The organism is Petrotoga sp. SL27 (genome assembly GCF_002924605.1).
GTDB classification, from domain to species: domain Bacteria; phylum Thermotogota; class Thermotogae; order Petrotogales; family Petrotogaceae; genus Petrotoga; species Petrotoga sibirica.
In genome coordinates this window covers 66,923-91,142 of sequence record NZ_JAIP01000012.1, presented here as the reverse complement: position 1 = coordinate 91,142, position 24,220 = coordinate 66,923, and the positions used below count along the sequence as shown (strand labels likewise).

At 34.8% G+C, this 24,220-nt stretch carries 26 protein-coding genes; 14 read left to right on the top strand and 12 right to left on the bottom strand.

Annotated features, from left to right (window positions below; translation table 11 throughout):
* Positions 1-11 precede the first annotated feature (11 nt).
* The 11 genes from glgD to AD60_RS04820 form a co-directional block, all read right to left on the bottom strand.
* On the bottom strand, positions 12-1,133 hold the full coding sequence (glgD, locus tag AD60_RS04870) for a glucose-1-phosphate adenylyltransferase subunit GlgD (RefSeq protein ID WP_103876533.1): 1,122 nt from the start codon (positions 1,131-1,133) through the stop codon (positions 12-14).
* A gap of 20 nt (positions 1,134-1,153) precedes the next feature.
* The gene (ndk, locus tag AD60_RS04865) at positions 1,154-1,597 is read right to left on the bottom strand and encodes a nucleoside-diphosphate kinase (RefSeq protein ID WP_103876668.1); all 444 of its coding nucleotides are present in this window, start codon (positions 1,595-1,597) and stop codon (positions 1,154-1,156) included.
* An 18-nt stretch (positions 1,598-1,615) separates the two neighbouring features.
* Positions 1,616-2,704: an ABC transporter permease gene (locus AD60_RS04860; protein WP_158248378.1), complete on the bottom strand. Its 1,089-nt coding sequence runs from the start codon at positions 2,702-2,704 to the stop codon at positions 1,616-1,618.
* On the bottom strand, positions 2,691-3,857 hold the full coding sequence (locus tag AD60_RS04855; RefSeq protein ID WP_103876531.1) for an LCP family protein: 1,167 nt from the start codon (positions 3,855-3,857) through the stop codon (positions 2,691-2,693). The genes AD60_RS04860 and AD60_RS04855 overlap by 14 nt, the downstream gene beginning before the upstream one ends.
* Positions 3,858-3,864: 7 nt before the next feature.
* A complete protein-coding gene (locus AD60_RS04850; protein ID WP_103876530.1) occupies positions 3,865-4,575 on the bottom strand; it encodes a hypothetical protein in 711 nt (236 codons plus the stop codon).
* Positions 4,576-4,667: 92 nt separating this feature from the next.
* Positions 4,668-5,969 carry a cyclic 2,3-diphosphoglycerate synthase gene (locus AD60_RS04845; RefSeq protein ID WP_103876667.1) on the bottom strand — a complete coding sequence of 434 codons (1,302 nt, stop codon included), beginning with the start codon at positions 5,967-5,969 and terminating at the stop codon, positions 4,668-4,670.
* A gap of 17 nt (positions 5,970-5,986) precedes the next feature.
* Positions 5,987-7,207 (bottom strand): arginine deiminase, encoded by a 1,221-nt coding sequence (locus AD60_RS04840; protein WP_103876529.1) that lies wholly within the window; start codon positions 7,205-7,207, stop codon positions 5,987-5,989.
* 52 nt (positions 7,208-7,259) lie between these two features.
* A complete protein-coding gene (locus tag AD60_RS04835) occupies positions 7,260-8,141 on the bottom strand; it encodes a pyridoxamine kinase (protein ID WP_103876528.1) in 882 nt (293 codons plus the stop codon).
* Positions 8,142-8,153: 12 nt separating this feature from the next.
* A complete protein-coding gene (locus AD60_RS04830; protein ID WP_103876666.1) occupies positions 8,154-9,068 on the bottom strand; it encodes a pseudouridine-5'-phosphate glycosidase in 915 nt (304 codons plus the stop codon).
* A gap of 405 nt (positions 9,069-9,473) precedes the next feature.
* The gene (locus AD60_RS04825; RefSeq protein ID WP_103876527.1) at positions 9,474-10,397 is read right to left on the bottom strand and encodes a carbohydrate kinase family protein; all 924 of its coding nucleotides are present in this window, start codon (positions 10,395-10,397) and stop codon (positions 9,474-9,476) included.
* 11 nt (positions 10,398-10,408) lie between these two features.
* Positions 10,409-11,260: a hypothetical protein gene (locus tag AD60_RS04820; RefSeq protein WP_103876526.1), complete on the bottom strand. Its 852-nt coding sequence runs from the start codon at positions 11,258-11,260 to the stop codon at positions 10,409-10,411.
* A gap of 277 nt (positions 11,261-11,537) precedes the next feature.
* Between AD60_RS04820 and AD60_RS04815 the strand changes: the two genes are divergently transcribed.
* From AD60_RS04815 to AD60_RS04755, 13 genes are read left to right on the top strand one after another with little or no spacing between them, the layout of a single operon-like run.
* Complete coding sequence (locus tag AD60_RS04815; protein WP_103876525.1) at positions 11,538-12,023, top strand: Na+/H+ antiporter subunit E; 486 nt, start codon at positions 11,538-11,540, stop codon at positions 12,021-12,023.
* Positions 12,020-12,271 carry a monovalent cation/H+ antiporter complex subunit F gene (locus tag AD60_RS04810; RefSeq protein WP_103876524.1) on the top strand — a complete coding sequence of 84 codons (252 nt, stop codon included), beginning with the start codon at positions 12,020-12,022 and terminating at the stop codon, positions 12,269-12,271. Before AD60_RS04815 ends, AD60_RS04810 begins: the two co-directional genes overlap by 4 nt.
* Positions 12,268-12,606, top strand: a complete 339-nt coding sequence (gene mnhG, locus AD60_RS04805) for a monovalent cation/H(+) antiporter subunit G (protein ID WP_103876523.1) — start codon at positions 12,268-12,270, stop codon at positions 12,604-12,606. Before AD60_RS04810 ends, mnhG begins: the two co-directional genes overlap by 4 nt.
* Positions 12,599-12,844 carry a hydrogenase subunit MbhD domain-containing protein gene (locus AD60_RS04800; RefSeq protein ID WP_103876522.1) on the top strand — a complete coding sequence of 82 codons (246 nt, stop codon included), beginning with the start codon at positions 12,599-12,601 and terminating at the stop codon, positions 12,842-12,844. The genes mnhG and AD60_RS04800 overlap by 8 nt, the downstream gene beginning before the upstream one ends.
* Positions 12,844-13,569 (top strand): Na(+)/H(+) antiporter subunit B, encoded by a 726-nt coding sequence (locus AD60_RS04795; RefSeq protein WP_103876521.1) that lies wholly within the window; start codon positions 12,844-12,846, stop codon positions 13,567-13,569. Before AD60_RS04800 ends, AD60_RS04795 begins: the two co-directional genes overlap by 1 nt.
* Complete coding sequence (locus tag AD60_RS04790; protein WP_103876520.1) at positions 13,566-13,901, top strand: sodium:proton antiporter; 336 nt, start codon at positions 13,566-13,568, stop codon at positions 13,899-13,901. Before AD60_RS04795 ends, AD60_RS04790 begins: the two co-directional genes overlap by 4 nt.
* Positions 13,894-15,315: a complex I subunit 5 family protein gene (locus AD60_RS04785; RefSeq protein WP_103876519.1), complete on the top strand. Its 1,422-nt coding sequence runs from the start codon at positions 13,894-13,896 to the stop codon at positions 15,313-15,315. Before AD60_RS04790 ends, AD60_RS04785 begins: the two co-directional genes overlap by 8 nt.
* Positions 15,316-17,157: a proton-conducting transporter membrane subunit gene (locus AD60_RS04780; protein WP_103876518.1), complete on the top strand. Its 1,842-nt coding sequence runs from the start codon at positions 15,316-15,318 to the stop codon at positions 17,155-17,157.
* The gene (locus tag AD60_RS04775) at positions 17,154-18,056 is read left to right on the top strand and encodes a respiratory chain complex I subunit 1 family protein (RefSeq protein WP_103876517.1); all 903 of its coding nucleotides are present in this window, start codon (positions 17,154-17,156) and stop codon (positions 18,054-18,056) included. Before AD60_RS04780 ends, AD60_RS04775 begins: the two co-directional genes overlap by 4 nt.
* Before the next feature lie 23 nt (positions 18,057-18,079).
* Positions 18,080-18,640 carry an NADH-quinone oxidoreductase subunit B family protein gene (locus AD60_RS04770; RefSeq protein ID WP_103876665.1) on the top strand — a complete coding sequence of 187 codons (561 nt, stop codon included), beginning with the start codon at positions 18,080-18,082 and terminating at the stop codon, positions 18,638-18,640.
* The gene (locus AD60_RS04765; protein WP_103876516.1) at positions 18,624-19,178 is read left to right on the top strand and encodes an NADH-quinone oxidoreductase subunit C; all 555 of its coding nucleotides are present in this window, start codon (positions 18,624-18,626) and stop codon (positions 19,176-19,178) included. Before AD60_RS04770 ends, AD60_RS04765 begins: the two co-directional genes overlap by 17 nt.
* Positions 19,165-20,274 carry an NADH-quinone oxidoreductase subunit D gene (locus AD60_RS04760; protein WP_103876515.1) on the top strand — a complete coding sequence of 370 codons (1,110 nt, stop codon included), beginning with the start codon at positions 19,165-19,167 and terminating at the stop codon, positions 20,272-20,274. The genes AD60_RS04765 and AD60_RS04760 overlap by 14 nt, the downstream gene beginning before the upstream one ends.
* 24 nt (positions 20,275-20,298) lie before the next feature.
* Complete coding sequence (locus tag AD60_RS04755) at positions 20,299-22,137, top strand: FAD-dependent oxidoreductase (protein WP_103876514.1); 1,839 nt, start codon at positions 20,299-20,301, stop codon at positions 22,135-22,137.
* A gap of 32 nt (positions 22,138-22,169) precedes the next feature.
* Here the strand turns inward: AD60_RS04755 and AD60_RS04750 are convergent, their stop codons facing one another.
* A complete protein-coding gene (locus AD60_RS04750) occupies positions 22,170-23,102 on the bottom strand; it encodes an inorganic phosphate transporter (protein WP_103876513.1) in 933 nt (310 codons plus the stop codon).
* 275 nt (positions 23,103-23,377) lie between these two features.
* On the opposite strand from AD60_RS04750, the gene AD60_RS04745 reads away from it, so the two are divergent.
* Positions 23,378-24,214 carry a M23 family metallopeptidase gene (locus tag AD60_RS04745; RefSeq protein WP_103876512.1) on the top strand — a complete coding sequence of 279 codons (837 nt, stop codon included), beginning with the start codon at positions 23,378-23,380 and terminating at the stop codon, positions 24,212-24,214.
* Positions 24,215-24,220: the final 6 nt, after the last annotated feature.

Below are 24,220 nucleotides of genomic sequence, written 5' to 3'. Positions count from 1 at the left end.
CAATGCCTCCTTTATAGAACAGCCCCTTTTTCTATAACGTTGATCTCGTTACCTATACCTTCCAACTTTTTCCCTGATCTTATCCTTACGTTTTTATCAATTATGGTCTTTCTAATTATACTTCCTTCCTCTAAATAACTTCCTTGTAATATTATACAGTCCTCTATTACAGAACCCGCACCAATGTACACATCCCTCGATAGCACAGAATTTCTAACAATTCCATTTATTATACAACCGTCAGATATAAATGAATTGGAGACCTCGGCGTTAACGTTTATCTTCGGTGGAGCTGAATCTTTGAGCTTGGTGTATATTTTCCTTTCTGGGAGATAAAATAATTCGTTTCTCACCTCTTCTTTTAGAATATCCATATTAATATTATAATAATCTTCCACAGATTTTTTTATATTTTTCCAGTAACCGTCAAACTCGTAAGAAAAAACTCTCATTCTGGATAAATTGGGTATGATAATATCTTTTAATAGATCGAATTTACCATTTGGTACGTTGGCATATAGCATTTCCAACAAAAATGCTTTGTTTATAAAGTAAACACCCAAAAAAATCTTACTTGAGCGATATTTGGAGTCCTTTTCGTATATTTGTGTGATCCTATTATTTTCATCTGTAATGACTTGTCCATATTGGCTAAAATTTGTTCCCTCTTCTGCGGTTTTTGTTAGCAGAGTAACATCTGCACCGTTTTTTACGTGATATTTGAAAAGAGATCTAAAATCCATATTGTATATATGATCTCCAGAGCCGATTAAAACAAAATCTTCGTAGGATCTTCTCAAATAAGTTAAATTTTGGAATAATGCGTCCGCTGTTCCTTCGTAGTACATTTTATGACTTTGAGGGCTTATAAATGGCTGAAGTATGAATAGTCCCCCTCTTTTTCTATCCAAGTTCCATTCTTTCCCGCTTCCTAAATGGTCCATTAAAGACCTGGGATTGTATTGAGTGAAGACTCCTACGTTTGTGATACCGGAATTCACCATGTTGCTTAACGTAAAATCTATCGCTCTGTACTTACCGAAAACAGGAACGGCTGCGCTAGTCCTTTTTAATGTTAACTTATCTAAATTATCTTTAGTGGAACCTGAAAGTATAAGACCTGCAACCCTCATGAATTTCACCTCTTTTTTTATTACAACTCATTTTCAAAGCCACAAAGATATTCAAAAATTTCATTTTCTTCAAAAAAAATTCCCCATTCTTGTTCTGCGCTTTGGATCGAATCTGAAGCATGTACAATATTTTTTCTGACACTTATTCCAAATTCGCCACGTATGCTTCCTGCTTGGGCTTTTAGTGGATCCGTTTCACCATTTATACTTCTAACAACTTCAATTGCCCTTGGACCTTCTAAAATCATAATAACCACGGGTCCGGATAATATGAATTCTATCAATGGTTGATAAAATTCCTTACCTTGGTGTACTTTGTAGAGTTCTTCAGCTTGAGATTTTTTCATCTTTATCATTTTCATAGCGGCAACTTTTAGGCCTTTTTGTTCATATCTTTTGATTATTTCACCAATTAGTCCCCTTTTAACGGCGTTAGGTTTTATCATAACAAATGCTTTTTCCACCAAATTAAGATGCCCCCTCTATTCCTCTTTTAAAGATTCTACGATATTGAGACCCGATGCGCGCCTTGATGCAATATAACTAAAAAAAATGGATACAAAGCTGTTTATTAAAAAAGCTATTAAAAAAGAGTTAGCGGTTATCTTAATGGGTAAATATTCTACATAAAAGAGTCCTTCAGGTAAAGGAATCTTTAAAATAATTAGAAACCAGCATGTTAAAATACCAACAATAACTCCAATAACAAATCCTAATAGAGACATTAAAAAAGTTTCTAATATAAAAACGGTAGATACTTGTGTTCTTTGAAAACCAAGAGCCCTTAAAATAGCTATCTCTTTCTTTCTAGTAAAGACAGAGAAAGAAACAGAGTTTGATATACTGAAGCCAGAAATCAAAAGAATGAAAAAAGTTATCATAAAGGCTAACACACTGTCAACCTGGACAGCCTTAGCCAAAGTTTCGTTAGATTCTTCCCAAGTAAGGGCTGAGTAATCGTAAAGATATTTTTCTTTAAATTTTTTAGCTTTTTTTGGATTATTCAAAAAAATACCGGTGTACTCTTTTGGATTCGAATCTTGAGACAAAATAAAAGTTGAATCGTATGAGCTTACACCAGATTCAAATATTCCCGTAATGGTGCTTTCTTGGAAAATCGGTAATAGTCCTTTTGTTCTCACAGTTATTATGGTATCGCCAATATCAACATTGAGATTATCTGCTAATTTGTTTCCCATTATAAGTCCATCTGTACTAGTTTTCTCATTTACAAACCCTTCATAGAATGATAGATCATCCAATTCCATAAGTTGAGAAAAAGCAATTTTAGATCGATTTATAAGTGCTACAGAGGTGATGTTGAAATTTACAATTTTGTCTATTTCTGAAGAGTTTTGAGTGTAATTTCCTTTAACAACAAGATGAGGATAAAAATTAGTTATTGAATCTATTAACAAGCTATCGAAACCATTTATTATTGAAGTAACTACTATTATACCCCATACCCCTATTATCATAGCGATGAGAGAGAATTTAAAGTTGTTTTTCGACCTTGTGAAAAAAGAAATAGCTAAAAGTAAGGTTGGACTATTTCTTTTACCACCTTTCATTAAGAACCACCACTGCATCATAAACCGTTGGATCGAGCAAATTTTCTGAAATAAAGTTTATCAACTGAAAATATTTGTACTTGTCTTCTATTTCGATGAAGTTTGTTCCGAATGTTTCTTTCAAATCTGTTTTTATCTTTTCTTTTCTTTGTTCTTCAACGTTCCTAAAAAGCACATAGGAATACTGATCACTTAAACCATCAAAGGTTTCGTCCAAAACCTTGATCTGATAGCCTGGTTTTTTCCATACGTCAAAAACATAGGTATAGAAATTATACAACTTGCTGGAAAAGTTTTTGGTGATGATTATTTTTGATTTATCATTGTTTTGATTAGAATATGTTTTAAAAGTTTTCAACTTGTATTGAATTTGGGGTATTTTAGTTTCGTCAACGACCACATAGCTATCTTTGATTAAATAGGGGAACGAGATGAATTCCATCTGAGCATCTTTCACCTGGTTATACAGAAAAAGTAGATCTTTGATTTCAAAAGAATTAATGGTGTTAGATAAACCTATATCAATCGCTTCAATGAGTTTATTTATACTAGCGGATTGGACCTCATTCAATAAAGCCATTACAGCATTTTTTTGACGCTCTATTCTTCCTAAATCTCCCGATGTATCTCGATACCTTACATAATACAATAATTCTTCACCATTTAACTTATTATATCCTTTTTTAAAATCTATATGTAAATTTTGATGATAATCTTGGTAACTCATATCAGATTCTATGTATATATCTATTGGAGCAAATAAATCACCAATACTTTTAAATATGGAATAATCAAAAACTATGTAATCCGAAATTTGTACACCGCTTAATTTTTCAACCTCTTTTTTAAGTCCTTCGATGCCGTAAATTTCGAAAACAGAGTTTATTCGCCTTTCTCTTTGATCGATAGTGATCAAAAGATCCCTTGGTATGGGTAGAAAAACTATATTCCCTTTATCGATCCCCCCTAAGATTATAACATCGGTTCTTGTTGAACTTTCAATATTTTCATCTTTTCCCAGAACCAAAAAATAGTAAGGAAGTTCAATGGAAGATCGATCTAATTGAATATTCTTAACTAAAGGTATTATAAAACTGAGTGTCAAAAAAATCAGAAAAACGAAAGATAAAATTCTTAAAATATTTATTTTCAACTAATAATCACTCCACGAGCTCTTTGATCCTTTCAAAAGCCTCTACATCGGCGTATTTTCTTTCAATTGTTTGATTTGCTATATTAATTTGAAGGGGCTCATTTAATAGGAGTGGAACGGTTAATTTATCGTAATTGGTTATAAAGTACCTTGAAAAGCCATCAATGAGAGCATAAATCCCTTCTTCGTCCAAATTGGTGGACCTATTGTAATCTTTTACTATATCTACGTATTTTCTCAAACTAAAGACTTGCCAAAATCTTATCTCACTATTCTTCAAAGCGTCAAAAAATCCATCGATACCTTTTAAATTGCTGCCACCTAATTTACTTATAAGCTCGTTGGCAAGTTCATCATTTAGGTAGAAATAGTAAGTAAAATTAGAGTTAAGATCAAACAACTCCAAAAAATCATTTGAAACTTTATCTAAACTTTCAGAAGATAAAGTAATATAAGACTCTGGGAAAGTGGTCCCCTCTTCAACTTTGATTATCATTATCTTCCTGTTATCGTTAAGAACCCTTATAAAATATAGCCCATCGTCATAAGATACCGTATAGGTTAGCTTGCTCGATGAGGCTACAGGATTGTTGACGAATTGGTTGTATCTGTATAACATGAATCCTAAAAAAGCCGCTAATATAGCGATAATTATTATCAAAATAAGCCATATTCTTCTGCCTCTTTTTCTTTTTCCTACCACATACACATTTGCCACAAAACGCACCTCCAACCAGCGGATTCCTTAAATAATTTAGAAATTAAAAAACATCAACGAGAGATGCTCTAAATGAGCATCTCTCACACATTTCATTTGTTGGCTATAAAATTACTTAAAACTTCTTCCAAATCCGGTTTACCGATTTCTTGTAACTCGTAAGTTACCCTAACTGTTGGTTTTTTTATGTCCATAATTCTTGTTAGATCAATTGGTGTACCTATAATCACAACTTCAGCATCGGATTTATTGATACTTTCTTCCAGTTCTTTTATCTGTTTTTTTCCATAACCCATCGCGGGAAGTATTTTATCAAGATGAGTGTATTTCTTATAAGTATTTACTATTGAACCAACTGCATAAGGCCTTGGATCGATTATTTCAGAGGCTCCAAATTTTTTGGCAGCTATAAAACCGGCTCCATAAGTCATTTCGCCGTGAGTTAAGGTTGGGCCATCTTCAATAACAAGGCATCTCTTCCCTCTTATAATAGAAGGATTTTTAACGAATAAGGGAGATGCAGCATCGATCACTGTTGCGTTTGGATTCCATTTTTCTATATTTGCTCTTACTTTTTCAATACCTTCCAATGTTGCTGTTTCTTCTTTATTGATAACTAAAACATCTGCCATAATTAAATTGGTCATGCCAGGGAAGTAGGATACTTCATGACCGGCTCTGTGTGGATCGACTACAACAATAGATAAATCAGGTTTATAAAATGAAAAATCGTTGTTGCCCCCATCCCATAATATAACATCGGGATTTTCTTCTTCTGCCCGTCTCAATATCTCTTCGTAATCAACACCTGCATAGATGACAGAGTTCCTATCTATATGAGGTTCATACTCCTCTCTTTCTTCAATTGTACATTCGTGTCTATCTAGATCTTCGTAAGTGGCAAACCTTTGTACTTTTTGCTTTACTAGGTTCCCATAAGGCATTGGATGTCTGATTGAAACTACTTTTAAACCTTTATTTTTTAGAATATCCAAAACTCTCCTCGTTGTTTGACTTTTCCCTGATCCGGTCCTAACGGCACAAATCGAAATAATAGGTTTTTTGGATTTCACCATGGAATTGTTTGGACCCAGAAGTGTAAAATCTGCCCCACTAGCAAGCACTAAAGAAGCCTTTTCCATTACATACGAAAAGGGTAAATCGCTGTAGGATAACACAACTTCGTCGATGTTGTTTTCTTTGATAAGATTGACTAGATTTGTTTCTGATTCTATGGGTATCCCATTGGGATACAACTCTCCAGCGAGTTCTTTGGGGTAAAGCCTTCCTTCGATGTCAGGGATCTGTGTGGCTGTGAAGCAAACAACTTCGTAGTCAGGATTATCTCGATAATAAACGTTGAAATTATGAAAATCTCTACCTGCAGCTCCCATTATCAAAACTTTTTTTCTCAAGAGTATCTCCTCCTTATAAGTGGCATACTAGCGCACCTAGGGCCTCCCCTTCCTCTAGATAATTCACTGGACGGTATGGTTAAAACTTCTATCCCCGATTTTTCTAATTCTCTGTTGGTGATGTAATTTCGGTCGTAGGTAATAACCTTTCCAGGTTCTATTGCCAAACTGTTGGAGCCGTCATTCCACTGCTCCCTGTGTGATGCTATTATATCAGCGTTTCCACATTTAATAATTTCGACATGATCTAAATTAAGATGTTTTCTTAATATATTTTCCAAACTTTCTTCTTCCTCATAAAAATCGAATCCCTCTTTAGACTTAGTAATAATGAAAGTATCTATATCTTCTTTTAAATTTGCATGTACTAGAAATTTATCGTAATCAACCATTGTGAATATGGTATCTAAATGCATATAAGCCCTATTATCAGGTATTATAAATGCGATTATCTTATCAAAGGTGTCGCTATTTTCTTTGAGGAACTTTTTAGCAAGTATTTCGACGGCTTCTGGTGAAGTTCTTTGAGAAATTCCTATCGCTAAAACTTTTTCGCTTAACACTAAGATATCCCCACCCTCTATTGGATAAGGGTAATCCTTCTCGTAATACAATGGGGTACCATCAAATTTTTTGTTGTATTTTATGACATATTCCATAAGCATGACTTCTCTTCTTCTTGCTGAAGTTTTCATTCTGTTCACACAGGCACCTTTTCCCAAAATCGCCACAGGATCCCTTTGAAAATATAGGTTAGGCATGGGAGGAAGGAAAAAAGGCAATTCCATATCTGCTCTTCTAACCCTCAAAGAGAAGATGTTCCTGTTTATTTCTAGTTCATCAGAACGTATACCTGATATTATAGTATCCACCATTTCTTTGGTATCTAAGGAAAACAAATAATCTTTTAAAAGAGCATAAATGAAGCTATTGTATATTTCTGAGAATTGTAAAAACTCTTTGACAAATTTTTCTTTTAAATCTATATCATTAAGCGTTTCTGTCAACAATTCAGTAAGATATAAAACTTCTACACCATTGTCTCTTAAAACATTTGCAAAGTAATCATGTTCTTCTTGAGCTTTATACAAAAAAGGAATATCGTCAAATAACAGATCAGAAAGATAATGAGGAGATAAATTTTCTAACTCTTTTCCCGGTCTATGTAGAAGGATTTTTTCTAATTTTCCGATTTCTGAGTACACCGATAAATTCATGACTTTTAAACACCAACCTTTTCCTTTCTAATATTATACAACAAAAACTCTTCTAAAAAATCTCATAGCTTTGTAAAAATGTCGGGGCGTTCAAAGTATCAAGCACTTTTTCTAAGAGTATGCCTTCCCTTTGGGGATATTTATAACCATAACTAGCTTTTAAACACGCAGACACGAATTGAGTAGCCCTGTCTATTGCCATCGGTACACTGTCTCCGTTTAAAAGACTACCAACGATAACGCTTGCAAAAGCGTCCCCTGTACCAGGGTATAAAGCTTTTATGTAGTTATTGGTGATTTTCCAAAACCTATTATTTGTCCTTTCATAAGCTAATACCCCTATTTTTGATTTAGATTCATCAGGAACACTTGTTATAATAACGACTTCTGGTCCCATGTCTGACAAACGTTTTACCCAGCTTTTCAACATCTCTTCACTAATATCTTGGTCGTACTTTTCATCCAAGAGAAAACAGGCTTCCGTTAAATTTGGTGTTATTACATGGGACTTGGAAATTAGTTTTTTCATATCTTTGACCAAGTCTTCTGTAATGGTAGCGTAAAGTTTCCCATCATCTCCCATTACTGGATCAACAACTACTAGGGTTTCATTTTTTTGTGAAAAATATTGTATAAACTCTAACACAATATCTATCTGTTTTTCTGACCCTAAAAAACCACTATAAATTGCATCAAAACTTAAGTCGATTTTTTTCCAATGCTCTATGATGTCTTTCATGTTGTCTGTTAAATCCAAAAAAGTGTATTCCTTAAATCCTCCTGTATGGGTTGATAGTATGGCAGTGGGGATTGGACAGACTTGAATCTCCATAGAAGATAATATAGGGATTACCACGGTTAAAGAAGCTTTCCCAAAACCTGAAAGATCATGAATTGCAGCTACTCTTTTAATAGGTTTCTCTTTCAAATACATCATTCCTTTCCCCTAAGATAGGATGTTAAACTCCTTTGCTATTTCTGCACCAAGTTTGGCATTGTTGTAGACTAATTCAATATTTGCTTTTAAACTATCCCCCTTTGTTAATTCGTTTATTTTTGAAAGGAGAAAGGGGGTTAATTCCTTACCTTTTATTTTTTGTTTTTTAGCCTCTTCTATTGCGTTGTCTATTGTTTTATCTATTTCCTCAAAATTCAGTGAATACTCTTTAGGAATAGGATTTGCAATAAAAATGCCCCCTTGTAGGCCCAAGTCCCACTTTGTCTTCATTATTGATGCGATTTCTTTAGGAGTTTCTACTCTATAAGCTACATTTATCCCACTTTCCCTTGAAAAAAAACATGGAAGCTCGTCCGTTTGATATCCGATCACTGGTACGCCAAAAGTTTCGAGGTATTCTTTAGTTAATTGAAGATCTAATATAGCTTTAGGTCCGGCAGATATCACCGCCACGTTTGTTTTCGCAAGTTCTTGCAGGTCTGCGGAGATATCGAACGTTTCTTGAGCGTTTCTATGTACACCCCCTATTCCCCCTGTTACAAAGACTTTAATTCCAACAAGTTCAGCTATTATCATAGTTGCTGCGACCGTTGTAGCGGCGTTAAAACCTTTTGCAAGGACCACAGGGAGATCCATCCTGCTTGCTTTCAATATGTTTTTGGAGGTGGCCATAAATTCTAATTCTTCTTTTGATAATCCTACTTTCATTTTACCTTTTATAATCGCTATAGTTGCTGGAACTGCTCCCTTTTTTCTTATTATATCTTCTACATTTTTAGCTACTTCTACATTTTGTGGGTAAGGCATTCCATGTGAAATGATAGTTGATTCTAAAGCAACTATAGGTCTATTTTCTTTCAAAGCTTGGTAGACTTCTTCTTTAATCTCTAAGTATGGGGTTATATTCATTTTATTTTCCTCCAAAGTTATTTTTTTTATTGTTTTATAGACTTTCTTTCGCCCCCTTTCGACCGAGCGTTAAGGGGGCAAACCCGGACATTGAGGGGTAAACCCCTCAAACTCCCCAAAGGCATTTGCTTCGCAAATGAGAATATGGAAATTGTTTCTAAAGCATTATAAAGATCCATTTTGCACAAACCGGCAAAAGCTTCGCAAATGAGAATGAGGATGTTACTTCTAAAGCATTATTAAAAAGCGTTTTGCATAAAGCAGCAAAATGCAAAGCAAATGAGATTAGGAAAGTTATTCAAAAGCATTAAGAAAAAGACCATTTTGCACAAAGCTGCATAAAAAAACATGGTTTGCACAGTGACGCAAACAGGGCTTCACTCTGTTTTTGACTTTTAGTCAATCAAAAATTTTTGTAGATAGATCATCTGCCACTGTTTTTGGGCTTTTTAGGGTAATATGGGAAGCTTTTATTCCATATTCAATGCATTTTTCTATATCAGCATCTTCATAAATACCATAGATAAGCCCCGCAGTAAAAGCGTCTCCAGCACCATTGGCATCGATTATTTCGAAATCTTCAACTTTACCTACAGAAAAAAACTCTGTTTTTTTAAATCGATTGGTTAAAAATAGAACCCCCATATCCCCATTTGTTACAATTAAGTTAGAAATATTGGGGAATTTATCAGAAAAAATAGTCTGTATAGATTTCTCATCGTAAAAATCCAAATTTTCTTGCTCAATTAAAGATTTCAATTCTGAGAAGTTTAGAGTCAGGTAATCAATTTCTTCAGTTATATTTTTTAATTTTTTTACTTTTTGATTTGATACCGCATTAAAAACTGTGTAAACGTTCGTGTTTTCAAGAACTTTAAGTATGTATTCTATCGTTTGTGTTTCTAAATTCGTTTCAAGAAAGACTAGTTTCGAGTGGAGTAAGGTATCTTTATATTTTTCTATGTAATTTACATTTATCTCTTTAATAATATCCATGTCTGATATAGAAACCATCATATCTTTCTTTTCGTCTAAAATAGCGAGGTAAACACCAGTACGGCAATTATCACAATTCTTGATAAAATTAGTATTTATCTTTAAGTTATTTAGTTCCGTTAAAATTACTTCACCAAATATATCGTCCCCAACTACTCCAAACAAATTAACAGGCACTTCTAATTTGCATAAATTGTGTGCAACGTTTCTAGCAACACCACCAGAAGAATAAAAGATACGACCGGGGTTTGAAGTTTTGAACGATAATTTTTGGTGGGAAGATCCTTTAAAATCAATATTTATTCCACCAATTATTGATACACACATGCCACTTCTCCTCAAATGTTTTTAGGATTGAACACTTTTGATAGTTCTTCACAACTTTTTCGCAAATTTTCTTCTTCTTGAATGTCAAGGGGTGTAAATTCGTCGGCTGCTTGTATTAACCATTCTAAAAGGTTAATGTGGCTAGGGCATATGATAGAGGTTATGGGCTTAGTAAGAGAAAATCTTATCGATGTTTTAACTTCTTCATAACTTTCGGAAGGAATATAAAGAAGGTCAGATATACATTTTTCTTCATTTACCTTCGTTATCTTTTTTATAAGAGTTTGTTTACTTATTACACCGGTACCTTTTTCCTTAGCTTTAGAAATTACTTTTCTTCCAAAACCTGTGTACCAGTTCATCCAATCTATGGGAAATGTAATCGAATCAAAATCATAACTTTCTAAAAGTTTTAAGGCTATACTTTCTTTGTTTGTTGAAAAACCTATGTACTTTATTAAGCCCAAATTTTTAGCAGCAAAGACCCCCTCTAAAGCGCCTTCAGGGCCTAGAATTCTATGAATATCCTCTTGAGTTTTTCCAATAATTTGGATTAAATCTAAATATTGAAGATTGAATTTAGCTAATAGTTCTTTTATGTCCTGTTGTATCTCATCACCGCTTTTAGCGTAAGATCTACCCGCAATAAAAAGTTTATCCCTATACAGATTTATTGGAAAAATGGTCGCTTCATCTTTGGGTTCAAATTTAAGAGAAATTTCAAAAAAATTTACACCACCTAGAATAAACTTTTCTAAAAACCTTTTAATTTCATAATTATCTTCGCTTACCAGCAGCTTTTCCAAATCCAAACCTATTATAGAGAGTTCTTCTTGAGTTTTACCCAACATTCTTCTCTCCATTTATTGTTCCTCCTTTCAATGGTACCCCCTGGAAGGTGATCAATACTTAAAAGAAGATATAAAAAATTGTATATTAATTATACCATAAAAAATAAATACGGTGGAAAATTAGCGATTTGGGGTAATTAAAGGTAATTAAGAACGAATATATTCAATTAGAAGGTGTTTTTTTAATTTTGATATTATACCATTTACTGGTATAATGTATAAGAAGAAAATTTTCATTTTATCCAATATGAGGATTTTTTCACAAACTATATAAAGTGGAGGGATTGTTGTGAAGAAATTTGTTTCGACTTTTGTTGTTCTTCTAGTAATCTGGCTGTTCATGACTTCTTTTAACCTTTCTGAATTTATTGTTGGATTGTTAGTTTCAATTGTTTTAGCAGGTGTCATTTCACGTCTTGTGGATTATGAATTTGATTTTTCTGTTGTATACAAAGTACCTTTATTTGTGATTGTATACGTGCCTTTTTTCGTCTGCAAAATGTTTTTATCTAATATCGATGTTGCGAGAAGGGTTTTGACACCAAAAATTCCTTTAAACCCTGGTTTCGTGAAAATTCCTGTTGATTTGAAGGGTGACGTTGGCAAGTTAACTCTGGCAAATTCCGTTACTTTAACCCCTGGGACCTTATCAGTAGATGCCGATGATGAAAACCTGTATATTCATTGGATAGATATAAAAGGTGAAAACGAAAAAGATTACAAAAAACATGTAACGGCGACTTTCGAAAAAATTTTGGGGAGGATATACAAATGATAGAGATTGTCGTGTTTGGCCTGATTGGAATAGGGGTGTTTTTTTCGGTCTTGAGAATGATAATTGGTCCTGAAATAACTGATAGAATCGTATCTTTGGATACGTTGAACGTCATGATCACAGGAGTTATTGTCTTGCTGTCTCAAATCTTTAAAAATGAAATTTATTTGGATATTGCAATAGTTTATGGGGTGCTATCCTTTTTGGAAACGGTTGTTCTTTCCAGATATTTGGAGGCGAAAAAATGAAGGTGATCGGAGACGTTTTAATAATAATTGGAGGAATTTTCTATCTGTTGGGAGGTTTGGGGATATTCAGAATGCCAGATGTTTTCAATAGGATACAGGCGGGCACGAAAGCCACAACTTTAGGTGCATTTTCTTTAATTTTAGGAGTCGGATTTTTAAACCCTTCGTGGTTTTTGAAGTCACTAATCTTAGTTGTTTTTATGACCATTACTAATCCCGTTGGGAGTTCCGTTTTAGCCCGTGCTTCCTATTTACACGGTTCAAAAATATCTAAATTACAAAAAGATGACTTAAAGGGTTTGTATGAGAAAGAGGAGATGAGTCAAGATGATTGAAACAATTGGTGTAATCATTGGTTTTATAATGATCCTCTTCGCTTTGATGGCTATTGAATCAAAAAAGTTGTTAAATTCCATCATTTTTTTATCGATGACTTCTTTGCTTTCAGTTGTGGAATTTATTATTATGAAAGCTCCAGATGTTGCTATAACTCAAGCTGTTATAGGTTCGGGTCTGATGACCTCGCTCTTCGTATTTACTTTGATGACTATGAAAAAGAGTGGTGAAAAATAATGAAGAAGTTTGTTGCAGCTTTACTGACGTTTACTGTTGCCTTTTTTATATTCTCGTTACTGTACGATTCACAAAGTTTCTTTCCAAAGTATGGGGAGAAAGATTTAAATAACACCATTTCACAAAGATATTTAGAAAAGAACACAGATGAAACCAGACCTTATCCGGAATCAGGATCAGCCAACATTGTCACTTCTGTAGTTGTTAATTATAGAGGATTTGACACCTTAGGAGAATTAACCGTCCTTTTCATTTCGGCAATGGGGGTAGCGTTGCTTTTAAATGTAGGAAAAGAAAGAATTGTATTTCGAGTGAAACCAAATTTCATTCTCAAAGCAGGTGTCCGAATTATAACTGGAATCATATTGATCGTTGGGATTTATATCTTCGTTCACGGTCATCTAACCCCGGGTGGAGGATTTCCAGGGGGGGCTATGATAGCCTCATCAGTTTTATTGATGTACATAAGCGATGATAAATTTAAAGAGAAGATGAAAGCCTTCAACGTACTTGAAGGCACCTCGGGAGTTTTGGTTATAGTCTTAGGGTTAATAGGGCTTTTTGCTTTCAATTCATTTTTGTACAACTTCTTACCATCGGGTGAGATTGGTCACCTTTTCAGCGCAGGATTGACACCTATACTATATGTGTTGATAGGGTTAAAAGTTGGTTCTGAATTGTCAAATATCATAGGTAACTTTTTAACACAGGGGGGAGAAGAATGAGTCAGTATTTATTTTTAGCGCTTTTTTTGGTTGGAATCTACGGCTTACTCTCATCTAAGAATTTGATTAAGATGCTTATTTCACTCAACCTTTTAGAGTTAGGGTCGAATCTCTTCATTATATCTATTGGATACGTTAAAGGTGGTAACGCACCGATCATAACGGTTGAATCTGTTTCAAATTATGTTGATCCACTCCCTCAAGCGTTGGTGTTAACAGCGATTGTTATAGGTTTTGGGACTACCGCTTTAGGCTTGGCTTTTATTAGAAAAGTATACTTTGAAAAAGGGTCTATCGAAATAGATGAAATTAGAGGTGGTTCAGATGATTAATCCTGTGCTTTTAATTGTTATCCCTTTACTTTTAGCGTTCGTTGGGGTAATGTTTAAAAACTTTTCTAAATCTCTTTTGTTTTTTGGTTTGGTTTTAAACACCATCTTTGCTTTTTTTGTACAAAAAGGAAGTTACGAACTTGGAGGTTGGCAACCACCATTTGGTATCAACTTGTTGGTGGATAATTATTCTTTATTCGGGATAGTATTAATTAATGTTTTGTTTCTCGTTTCTTCTCTGATTGGAATAAAGAAAATTGGTAAATATTCATTGCCATTGTTAATAGCTTTAGCCGGACTCAACGGAATGGTTTTAACTAACGATTTATTCAACTTCTACGTTTTCTTTGAAATAGCCACCATTTCAGCTTATATAATATCAACGTTACATGGAAAGTATCATCATACGTTTAATTATTTGGTTTTAGGTTCCGTGGGATCTAGTTTGTATTTACTTGGAATAATTATTGTATATGCCATTGTTGGAAGTTTGAACATGTCTAATTTGTCTCTTCACTTTTCAGGACTTTCAGCAAATATTCAACTGATAGTTTCTATTTTAATTTTTTCAGGTTTAGCGGTTGAGGCAAAACTTTTACCTTTTAATAGTTGGGTTAGAGGTGTTTATGCCAATGTAAACACCTTGACTGCCCCATTATTTTCCGCAGTTTATGCGTCAACAATTTTTTTGGTGTTTGGAAGGTTCTTTTCAAATCTAATTACGGTTAACGGGCCTTTGTTTAATATATTTATCACAATTACCTTTATAACCTTCATATTTGCCGAAGCTTCTGCCACCGCTACAAAGAATATGAGAGAGATACTTACTTTCTCAAGTATTGGACAGGCAGGATTGATTACTGGGCTATTTTTAATAGGTGGAGGGTACGCAGCTATTTTACAACTGATAAATAATGCCTTTGCTAAGATAGTAATGTTTTCTACCGCTGCGAACGTTTATGAGAATAACTCAAGTGATTCTATCGATCAGGCTGCTGGAATATTTAGAAAGTATCCTTTAGTAGGTTTTGGATTTACAGTTTCTGCTTTGTCTTTGATAGGTCTTCCTTTGTTCTACGGTTTTTATGCAAAATTCAACATTATAAACACTGCTTTCAATACCAATTGGATTATTCCGTTAGTAATCTTGTTGGGAAGTTTGTTGGAAGGTGTTTATTATATAAGAATGCTAGTTAAACTATGGGTACCAGGTGAAGAGCATGAGGAAACTACTGAAAAGTTGACAACCAAATTTTCCATGAACAAGTTATTTGTTATAAGTGTCGTAGCTGTAGTTGTTGGGTTCTTATTCATTATGGGAGGAATCTACCCAGAACTATTCGTAGATTTTGTACAGAGCGTATCCGCACCTTTAAATAATATCTTATCTTATTTATCAATGGGAGTGATGTAAATGGCGTTAAACTCTCTGTTAATTACAGGTTTGTTGTTATCGGTTTTGACTTTTTTCTTAACAAAGATATACAAAAGGTTAGGTAGTTATTTTACCATTTTTTCAACGCTGTTTGTGTTGATATTTTTGTTTGGATATATGAACGATGTTGGAACAGTATTTAACCTGTGGTCTTTTGGAGGATTTTCATTGCAATTGGTGAGCTCTAATTATGGTTGGTTTTTTTCCATAATAATGGTTTTAATTTATTTTCTTGTGTCCTTTTTTAATCCATATTGGGTAGAAAAAATGGTTAATCCTGCTTCATACAACATGCTCTACGTGTTTTCTTTAGTTTCTACGTTGGGGGTTTTCTTTGCTAAGGATTTTCTAACGTTATTCATATTTTGGGAGATGGTGGTTTGGTCTTCTTTGTTTATAATTCCTCTTGGTAAATCAAGGAAAGCCTCTGTAGTTTATTACACTATGAGTACGATCGGTTCTTTCTCTATGTTTTTTGCGGTGATCTATTTATACTCATTGTTTCAAACCTTTGATATAGAAAGTATTTCAAAGAATTTGATTAGCAGCCCTAATACAGCCGTAATGGCTTACTTTGTAATTATTATCGCGGGACTTGCAAAGTTAGGAATTTTCCCGTTTCACACATGGCTCCCTATTGCCCAAGGGAACGCTCCTCATACCTTTTCTCCGGTTCTTTCTGGAGGATTAGAAAAAATGGGGGCATTTATAGCCTTTTTGGTTAGTGCAATTATCCCTACTTCACAGATCTTTTCTAACCATATTCATATAATCGGGGTCCCTTATGAAAATTATATAATTATGGTTTTAGGTGCAATAAGCATTATAGTTGGAACCCTTATGGCAATAAAACAAGAAGACGCTAAAAGATTGATAGCTTATTCCACCGTTGCGAATAGTGGATACATATTGATCGGTATCTCGCTTTTGGACCAAGTGGGATTCGCTGGTGGAATGATGCATATTTTCAATCACGCAATGGCATCAGCTGCTATGTTTTTAACTATTGGAGCGGTAGCTTATAGAACGGGTACCACAAGTATGAGCGAACTGGGTGGAATGATTAAAAAGATGCCTGTAACCTTTGCCGCTTACTTAATTGCCATAATTTCTATAGCCGGTATACCACCCACCAGTGGATTCGCATCAAAGTGGTTGATCTTCCAAGGCTTAGCGAGCAAAGGGCTTATGTTTATAGCTTTTGCCACCTTTTTTGGAAGTATAGGGTCTTTCATGTACGTTTTTAGACCTCTTGCTACCGTATTTTTAGGTCAATTGTCACCTAAGCACAACGATGTGAAAGAAGTTCCTTTTATGATGCAAATTCCTATGCTTGTGATGTCTTTACTGACAATATATTTTGGTGTATTTCCTTCTCATATGTTAGGATTTATTTCGAAAATCCAGGCTTCTTTGAATATTGTTCCACTCACTGTAGAAGGTTCAAAGATATATTCCTTCAGTGGCATGTGGAATTCTTTAGTGATTACAGCCGTCTTCGTCATAGGTTTCATTATAGCCGCATTAATTTTTTACACACATAAAAAGGCTCAGCCCGTTGATCAAATGAACACTTACACTTCTGGCGAATTTATATACGATCCTGAATCTTATCATTATGCCAAAAATTATTACGCTCCTTTTGAAAGATTGTATAAAAATCATCCATCATTGGAAAAGTTTTACGATGTCATAGCTTTAAGAGTAAACGAGTTTGGTCGTCTTGTTAGAAGTTGGTTCTTTTCTTCAAACGCTTCTTTAGGGGTGTTTTGGATCTCTGTGATAATATCAATAGCCTTTTTCTGGGGTGATAAAATATGAGTTATTTGATAGCCTTGATGATAGTTTTCATTGGATTTTTATGGCAAGTATCTCTTGATGGTATTCAAAGAAGAGTTACAGCTAAGGTTCATAGAAGAGTAGGACCACCTTGGTATCAAACTTTTATGGATATTTTCAAAGCTCTATCAAAATCATCTATAACACATGGTTTTATTTACGATTTTGGTGTGATGATGGCCTTGGGAGGAACGATAACCGCTTTTATGTTCTTACCTTTTGGAAATATTGTGGCTTTCAATGGTCTTGATAATTTCTTTGTTGTTGTCTATTTGTCAACAATTGGTTCTCTTGGGATGGCCATGAGTGCTTCTGGATCTGGAAACGCCTGGGCAGGAATAGGTATTATGAGGGCATTAACTCAGATGTTAGCTTATGAAGTCCCATTTATGATAGTTGTGTTTGGTATGATACACGTTTATGGTACTTCTTCACTTGCTGAATTGGCTCATGTACAACAAATGAGTGGGATTTTTGGATGGCATATTTTTACTATGCCCTTAGGAGCTATAGTAGCTTTTATATCCTTAGTCGGTATGCTTATTAAGGTCCCATTTGATACACCCATCGCACCAGCAGAAATAGCCTCGGGACCTATGGTTGAGTATGGAGGAAAACATTTAGGTATGTTGATGTTACAACACGAGTTTGCAACGTTAGTTGAAGTCGGTTTGTTCGTGAACTTATTCTTAGGAGGAGGAAATTTAGTTGAATACTTAATAAAATACTTTTTTGTTTATACCTTGGTTACACTGATATATGCTGTTTCGGCTCGTTTTAGAATAGAGAATGTTGTAACTTTTTTCTATGGAGTTCCGATAGTACTATCACTTGTTCAAACAGCGATAGTAATTTTTACAGGACTGGGGGTGAACGTATGACAAATGAAGAGAAAATAGAACAGATGAACATCTTTGAAGAGGATCTAAACGATACTATAACTTTTTGGGAAAAGATAAAGAATATCTTCAGAGGAAAATCTTTATGGATGCTTCATTATTGCACAGGTTGTGGTGCTGTAGAACTTCCACCCACTATGACGGCCAGATTCGATATGGAAAGATTGGGTATGGGACCAATGGCAACACCTCGTCAAGCGGATGTTCTGCTGATAACAGGTTATCTAAGCGTTAAAACTTTAAGGAGAGTTATATACACTTATGAACAAATGATGACTCCAAAATATCTTGTAGGCTTTGGATCTTGTACTCTAAACGGTGGAATATACTATGATTCTTATGCGGTGATCGACAGGTTGGATTATTATCTTCCAGTTGATCTGTACGTTGCCGGATGTATGCCAAGACCTGAGGCTATAATGAATACTTTTAAAACGCTTGAAAATATGATAACAAAAGGAGAAGCCAATGGATGGAAGAAATATGTAGAGAATTACGATTGGTATCGAAATAATCAGATTCGTTCCTTAGGGGAGGTGTATGTAAAGGATGAATTTCACGAATGATGCCAAAGAATTGATAAGCATTCTTGAAAAAAGTTTCGATATAAAAGATTTCACCACACCAAAGAAAAATGAAATAAGTATAGTTGTTAAACAAAACAATTTGCCAACAATATTAACTTATTTAAAGGACAAAGGTTGGAAACAGTTAAGCTTGATAACCTGCGTCGATTGGATTAAAGAAAACAAATTTGAATTAGTTTATGTTCTGTTCAATTGGACAAATGGGATTACTTTTGTAGTAAAAACAAAGATTGAGAGAGAAAACCCTGAATATATGAGCATCATAGATATTTTTCCTGGTGCCAGATACTACGAAAGGGATATCCATGAGTTCTTTGGTGTAAAGTTTGAAGGTAACTCGGATTCTGAAAAACCGCTTTTCTTAGAATTATGGGATGATAAACCTCCTATGAGAAAAGATTTTGATCCGTTAGAGTATTCTAAACGTAAATTTCCTGATAGAAAGTATGATGTGGAATTTTCCAAAAACGTGGTGAAAGATGCCATAAAAGAAGGTGGTATAAATGAAAGAACTTAAATTATACTTAGGACCAAATCATCCAGGCATGCACGGGAATTTTAGTGTTCATATGTACGTTGATGGAGATACCATCGTCAGGGCAAGACCTATGCCTGGCATGTTGCATAGAGGATTTGAAAAACTTATGGAAAGAAGACTTTGGATGAATAACCTCGCCCTAATACCAAGGATTTGCGTTCCAGAACCTGATATCAATGAGATGGTGTACGCCATGGCGATAGAGGAGTTGACAGGAATCGAAGTCCCTGAAAAGGCTCATTGGATAAGGATGATAATCTTAGAGCTAGCAAGAATCGCAAACCATCTAATGTCCCTTGGAGGAATAGGAGGACCAGTTGGACTATACACTGGACCCAATTGGGGACTCGCAGATAGAGATCTTATACTGGATATCTTTGAAGAGATAACCGGAGCAAGAATCTATCATATGTATATAGTACCAGGTGGCGTAAGAAAGGATTTGAGAGAGGAAACTATTGAAAAGATAAAGAGTTTTCTCGATTATTTAGAAAATCGACTTCCAGAATACGAAGATTTGATTCTTAAGAACTCCCTCTTTCAGAGAAGAACCAAAGATAAGTTGTTGTTACCTGCAGAGGTTGTTTGGGAGTTGGGAGTTACTGGAATAGGTATGAGATCAGCTGTGGGAGAAGCATACGATATTAGAAAAGTAGACCCATATGCAAGGTATGACCAAGTAGAATTTTACGTCCCCACGGCCAATTACTCAGATGGATATACAAGGGTTTATTTCAAATACCTCGAAACCTATCAGAGTATAAAAATAATAAGGCAGGTACTTAAAAAAATGCCCCAAAAAGGGAAGGTATGGAACAAAATATCTAACGGAAGTGCCTTACGATGGCGTGTTCCAAAGGGGCAAGTTTACACACATGTGGAATGCACAAGGGGAGAGTACGGATATTATATAGTTTCAGAAGGAGAAGATAAACCCTATAGAGTTGCTGTTAGAGGAGCGTCCTATCCACAAGGTTTGTTGGGTGTAGAGAAATATTTGCCCGGTACGAGGATAGAAGATGCAGCGCTTTGGATGGATACAATGGGGGTATGCTCTCCTGAAATAGATAGATAAAAAATAAAGGAAGAGGTGAATACGGTGAATACTCCTGAAAAAAGTTTTTTTGCTCCAGCAAGAGCTTGGAAATACCTTACTAAAAAGCCTGTTACCGTTCCTATGGAAAATATTCTAATAACACCTCGAGAGGCTTCAGATAGATATAGAGGTTTTCATATAAACGACTGGGAAAAATGTATCGGTTGTGGTACTTGTTCAAAAATATGCCCAACAGATGCTATAACTATGATAGAGATCGAAGAACTTCCGGATGTGGAAGGTTCTAAACCCCAAAGGCCTTCTATAGATTATGGAAGATGCAGCTTTTGTGGTTTATGTGTGGATATATGTACCACGGGTTCATTACAGATGACCAAAGAATATTTACATATATCTAAAGATCCGAACACCTTCTTTTTTATACCCACAGAGGAAGGAATTCATGGAATTAGAAAACCATTAGGTTATGTTAGAGATGAAGATTCAGACCTACTTGACTTAGAAAGAGAAGAGATGGAAATTGATCCACCAGAAATCAGAAAAACATCATTCATAGAGATGGTTAAAGGATTTTCAAAAGAACAGGCTGTTAGAGAAGCTTCAAGATGTGTGGAGTGTAGTATTTGTGAAAAGACATGTCCAGCCCATATGAACATCGCAGATTACATAAAAGATATATACACTGATGATCTTCAAACAGGATTGAAAGATCTTTATAAAACGAATCCTTTGCCCGCTGTATGTGGGAGAATGTGTACTCACAAATGTGAGACAGTTTGTACCATAGGTCACAGAGGAGAACCTATAGCCATAAGATGGTTGAAAAGATATATAGTGGATAACATCCCACAGGATAAATATCCAGAAATTTTAGATCAGGAAGTTATAAAAAAGGCTAACGCTAAGGTTGCCATCGTTGGAGCCGGTCCTGCCGGACTTTCTGCAGCTTATTTCTTATCTTTAATGGGATATGAAATCACTGTTTATGAAGAAAAGAATAGGCCTGGTGGTGTTCTTAATTACGGAGGTCCTTCGTATAGGCTTCCGGATTCAGCTTTTGAGCAAGATGTAAATTACATAAAGTCACTGGGAGTAAAGATAATAACAAATACAAAAGTTGGAAAGGATATCACTTTAGAAGAATTAAAAGCAAAAAACGATGTAATATTTGTTTCAACTGGATTCAACAAAGGTAGAAAGCTTCCCATCGAAGGATCTGACCATGAAAAAGTCTTTGACTCTTTAACAATCTTAGAAGAAATGAAAAATTATGTCAGAGGAGAAGGCCCAAAACCGTATATACCTAACTCTCTTGTAGTAATAGGAGGAGGGAATGTTGCCATGGACGTTGCAAGGTCCATGCTCAGACTCCAAAACCTAGAATATAAAAAATCCGAAGTACATGTTCTCAGTTTAGAGAGAAGCTTTGATGAAATGCCTGCTGATGAAGACGAGGTAGTTGAAGGTAAAGAAGAAGGGGTAATTTTTCATCCAGGATGGGGTCCGGTGAAGGTAATAGTTGAAAATGGAGAATTGAAAGGTGTGTTGTTTAGGAAATGTGTAGAAGTATTCGACGAAAACGGAAGATTCAATCCAAAATACGATGAAAGTAACACTATTACGATAAATGCGGATATGGTCGTAATGACTGTTGGACAGGTTCCGGATTACAGCTATTTGCCGGAAAAAATCCAAAATAACATGAAGATAGAAAGAGGAAGGATAAAAACAAACGAGTACGGTCAAGTGGAAGGTGTACCATGGTTGTTTGCAGGTGGCGATATAGTGCATGGGCCAGATATAATTCACGGAGTTGCAGACGGGCACAAAGCCGCTCAAGGAATAGACCAATATATAATGGCTAAGCAACTTTCAAAATAAAACATAGAGGGGAGTATTTAGGCTCCCCTTTTTTAATATAATAATTGAATTAGAAATAATACTATAAGGGAAATAATTCCAGAAATCATAGGTGTTCCTACCCAACCAAATATTACTTTCATTATCGTACTAGTATCAAAAGTTCTAGTACCTGCTGCTAATCCAACACCTACAATAGCACCTATTGTAGCCTGTGCAACACTGATAGGAATACCAATTAAAGAGTAGATCCACAAGGTAACCCCTACCCCTAAAATAGATACAGATGATGAAAAATGATCCAATTCGATAATCCCTTTCCCTACGGTATACAAAACCTTTTGGTTAGTAGATAAAATTCCGACAGCTATCGATGAACCACCTATAATTAGTAAAAGAAAAGGAGTGAATAAAACGTTTGCAAATACTCCAGTAACGTTTGCAACGTTGTTAGCTCCTAATGAGTATGCACTATAACAAATAGCGATCCATGTTAGTACTTTTAAGAATCTATCTTGGGTTGTAATCCCCAAAAATTTTCTAAATATTAGGGCCAAAAGTCTATATAATATAAAAGCAAAGATTAAGGCACCAATCGGAGTAAGTATCCACGAAATAAAAATTCTTGTTAAAATGGCTGAATTGAATGTTCCTTTTAGAATACTTATTCCAATAAGAGCTCCCACAACAGCCTGGGTAGCAGATGCGGGAAGCCCAATCAAACTCATAAACATCATAGTTAAAAAAGCACAAAATAAAGCTAATGAAAGTAGCTCAACATTTAAATTAGTCAAAGCCCCCAAGGTGTTTAATCCATTTTTACCACCAATAATAGAGCCGACAACAACAAAAATTGCAGATACGATAATAGCTTTTTTGTATGGAACCAATCCAGAAGCCACAGCTGGTCCAAATACATTGGAAGAGTTGTTGGAGCCTAAGGACCATCCTAACAGTATTGCTGGGATTAAATAAAATAAAAGCATATTAAAAATATTCCCCCATTTTATTGAAAATATTTAAAAAATTAAAGCCCATTTTCACCATATTGGCAATCATAGGCTTTTCTCAGAAGAGATTTTTCTATTTTAGCACCAATTTTAACGGATGTCAATTATTAGAAGAGAAGAATAGAAAATAGAAATAAGAGAGAGTAAATTTAGAAATTATTAATTTATTTTTTACTAGAGGAAGATTATCCTATGGTATAATAACTTCGTATTCGTTATTCATCTGTTGAACCATTACAGGAGGAAAAACCTTGGGCATTCGTAAAAGAACAGCTCTGTTCCTTAGTTTTTCAATTTTGGCGGCATTAACGTTTTCGTCTTATTCTATTGTGGAACATCAAATTCAAAGTAACGAAACATTATATAGGATTTCAATTGAATACAACGTATCCATTTCAACTATTTTGGATTGGAATCCTAATTTATCTCCCAACAATTTAAAAATTGAACAAGTAATATTAATCCCTCAACCGGAAGGGTATATCTATGAAGTCAAAAAGGGGGATAACCTAACTTATATTGCTAAATTATTTTTCACTAGTGTTTCTGATATAGTTAAAGCAAACAACCTCGATACGACAACTATTTTTGTAAATCAAAAACTTTTTATCCCTAAAAGTGTTGTAGGAAAAGGTTTCAATAACGAAAGAAATATAATATGGCCTGTTTATGCTACTATCTCTTCTCTTTATGGATATAGGGTTCACCCTATAACAAAAGAGTATTCTTTTCATAAAGGGATTGATCTTGCGGCACCTATTGGCACACCCGTGTTTTCCGTTGAAGCGGGAAAAGTAAAATTCGTTGGCGAAAATGGAGGATATGGTTTGATGGTTGAAATAGAGTCTTACAATAATTCTTATGTTTACGGACATCTCTCTCAAATAAATGTGTATGAAGGCCAATATGTTGAAAAAGGCGAAATAATCGCAAGAGTAGGGAATACAGGTTTAAGCACAGGTCCTCACCTTCACTTCGAAGTTAAAAAAGCTTATACAAATTACGACCCGTTAGTATTCCTGCCTTCTAGTAATAGAATTTATGTGTTGGATAACAGAGAAAACGAATATGGCTTAGGTGGAAATTGATTCTAA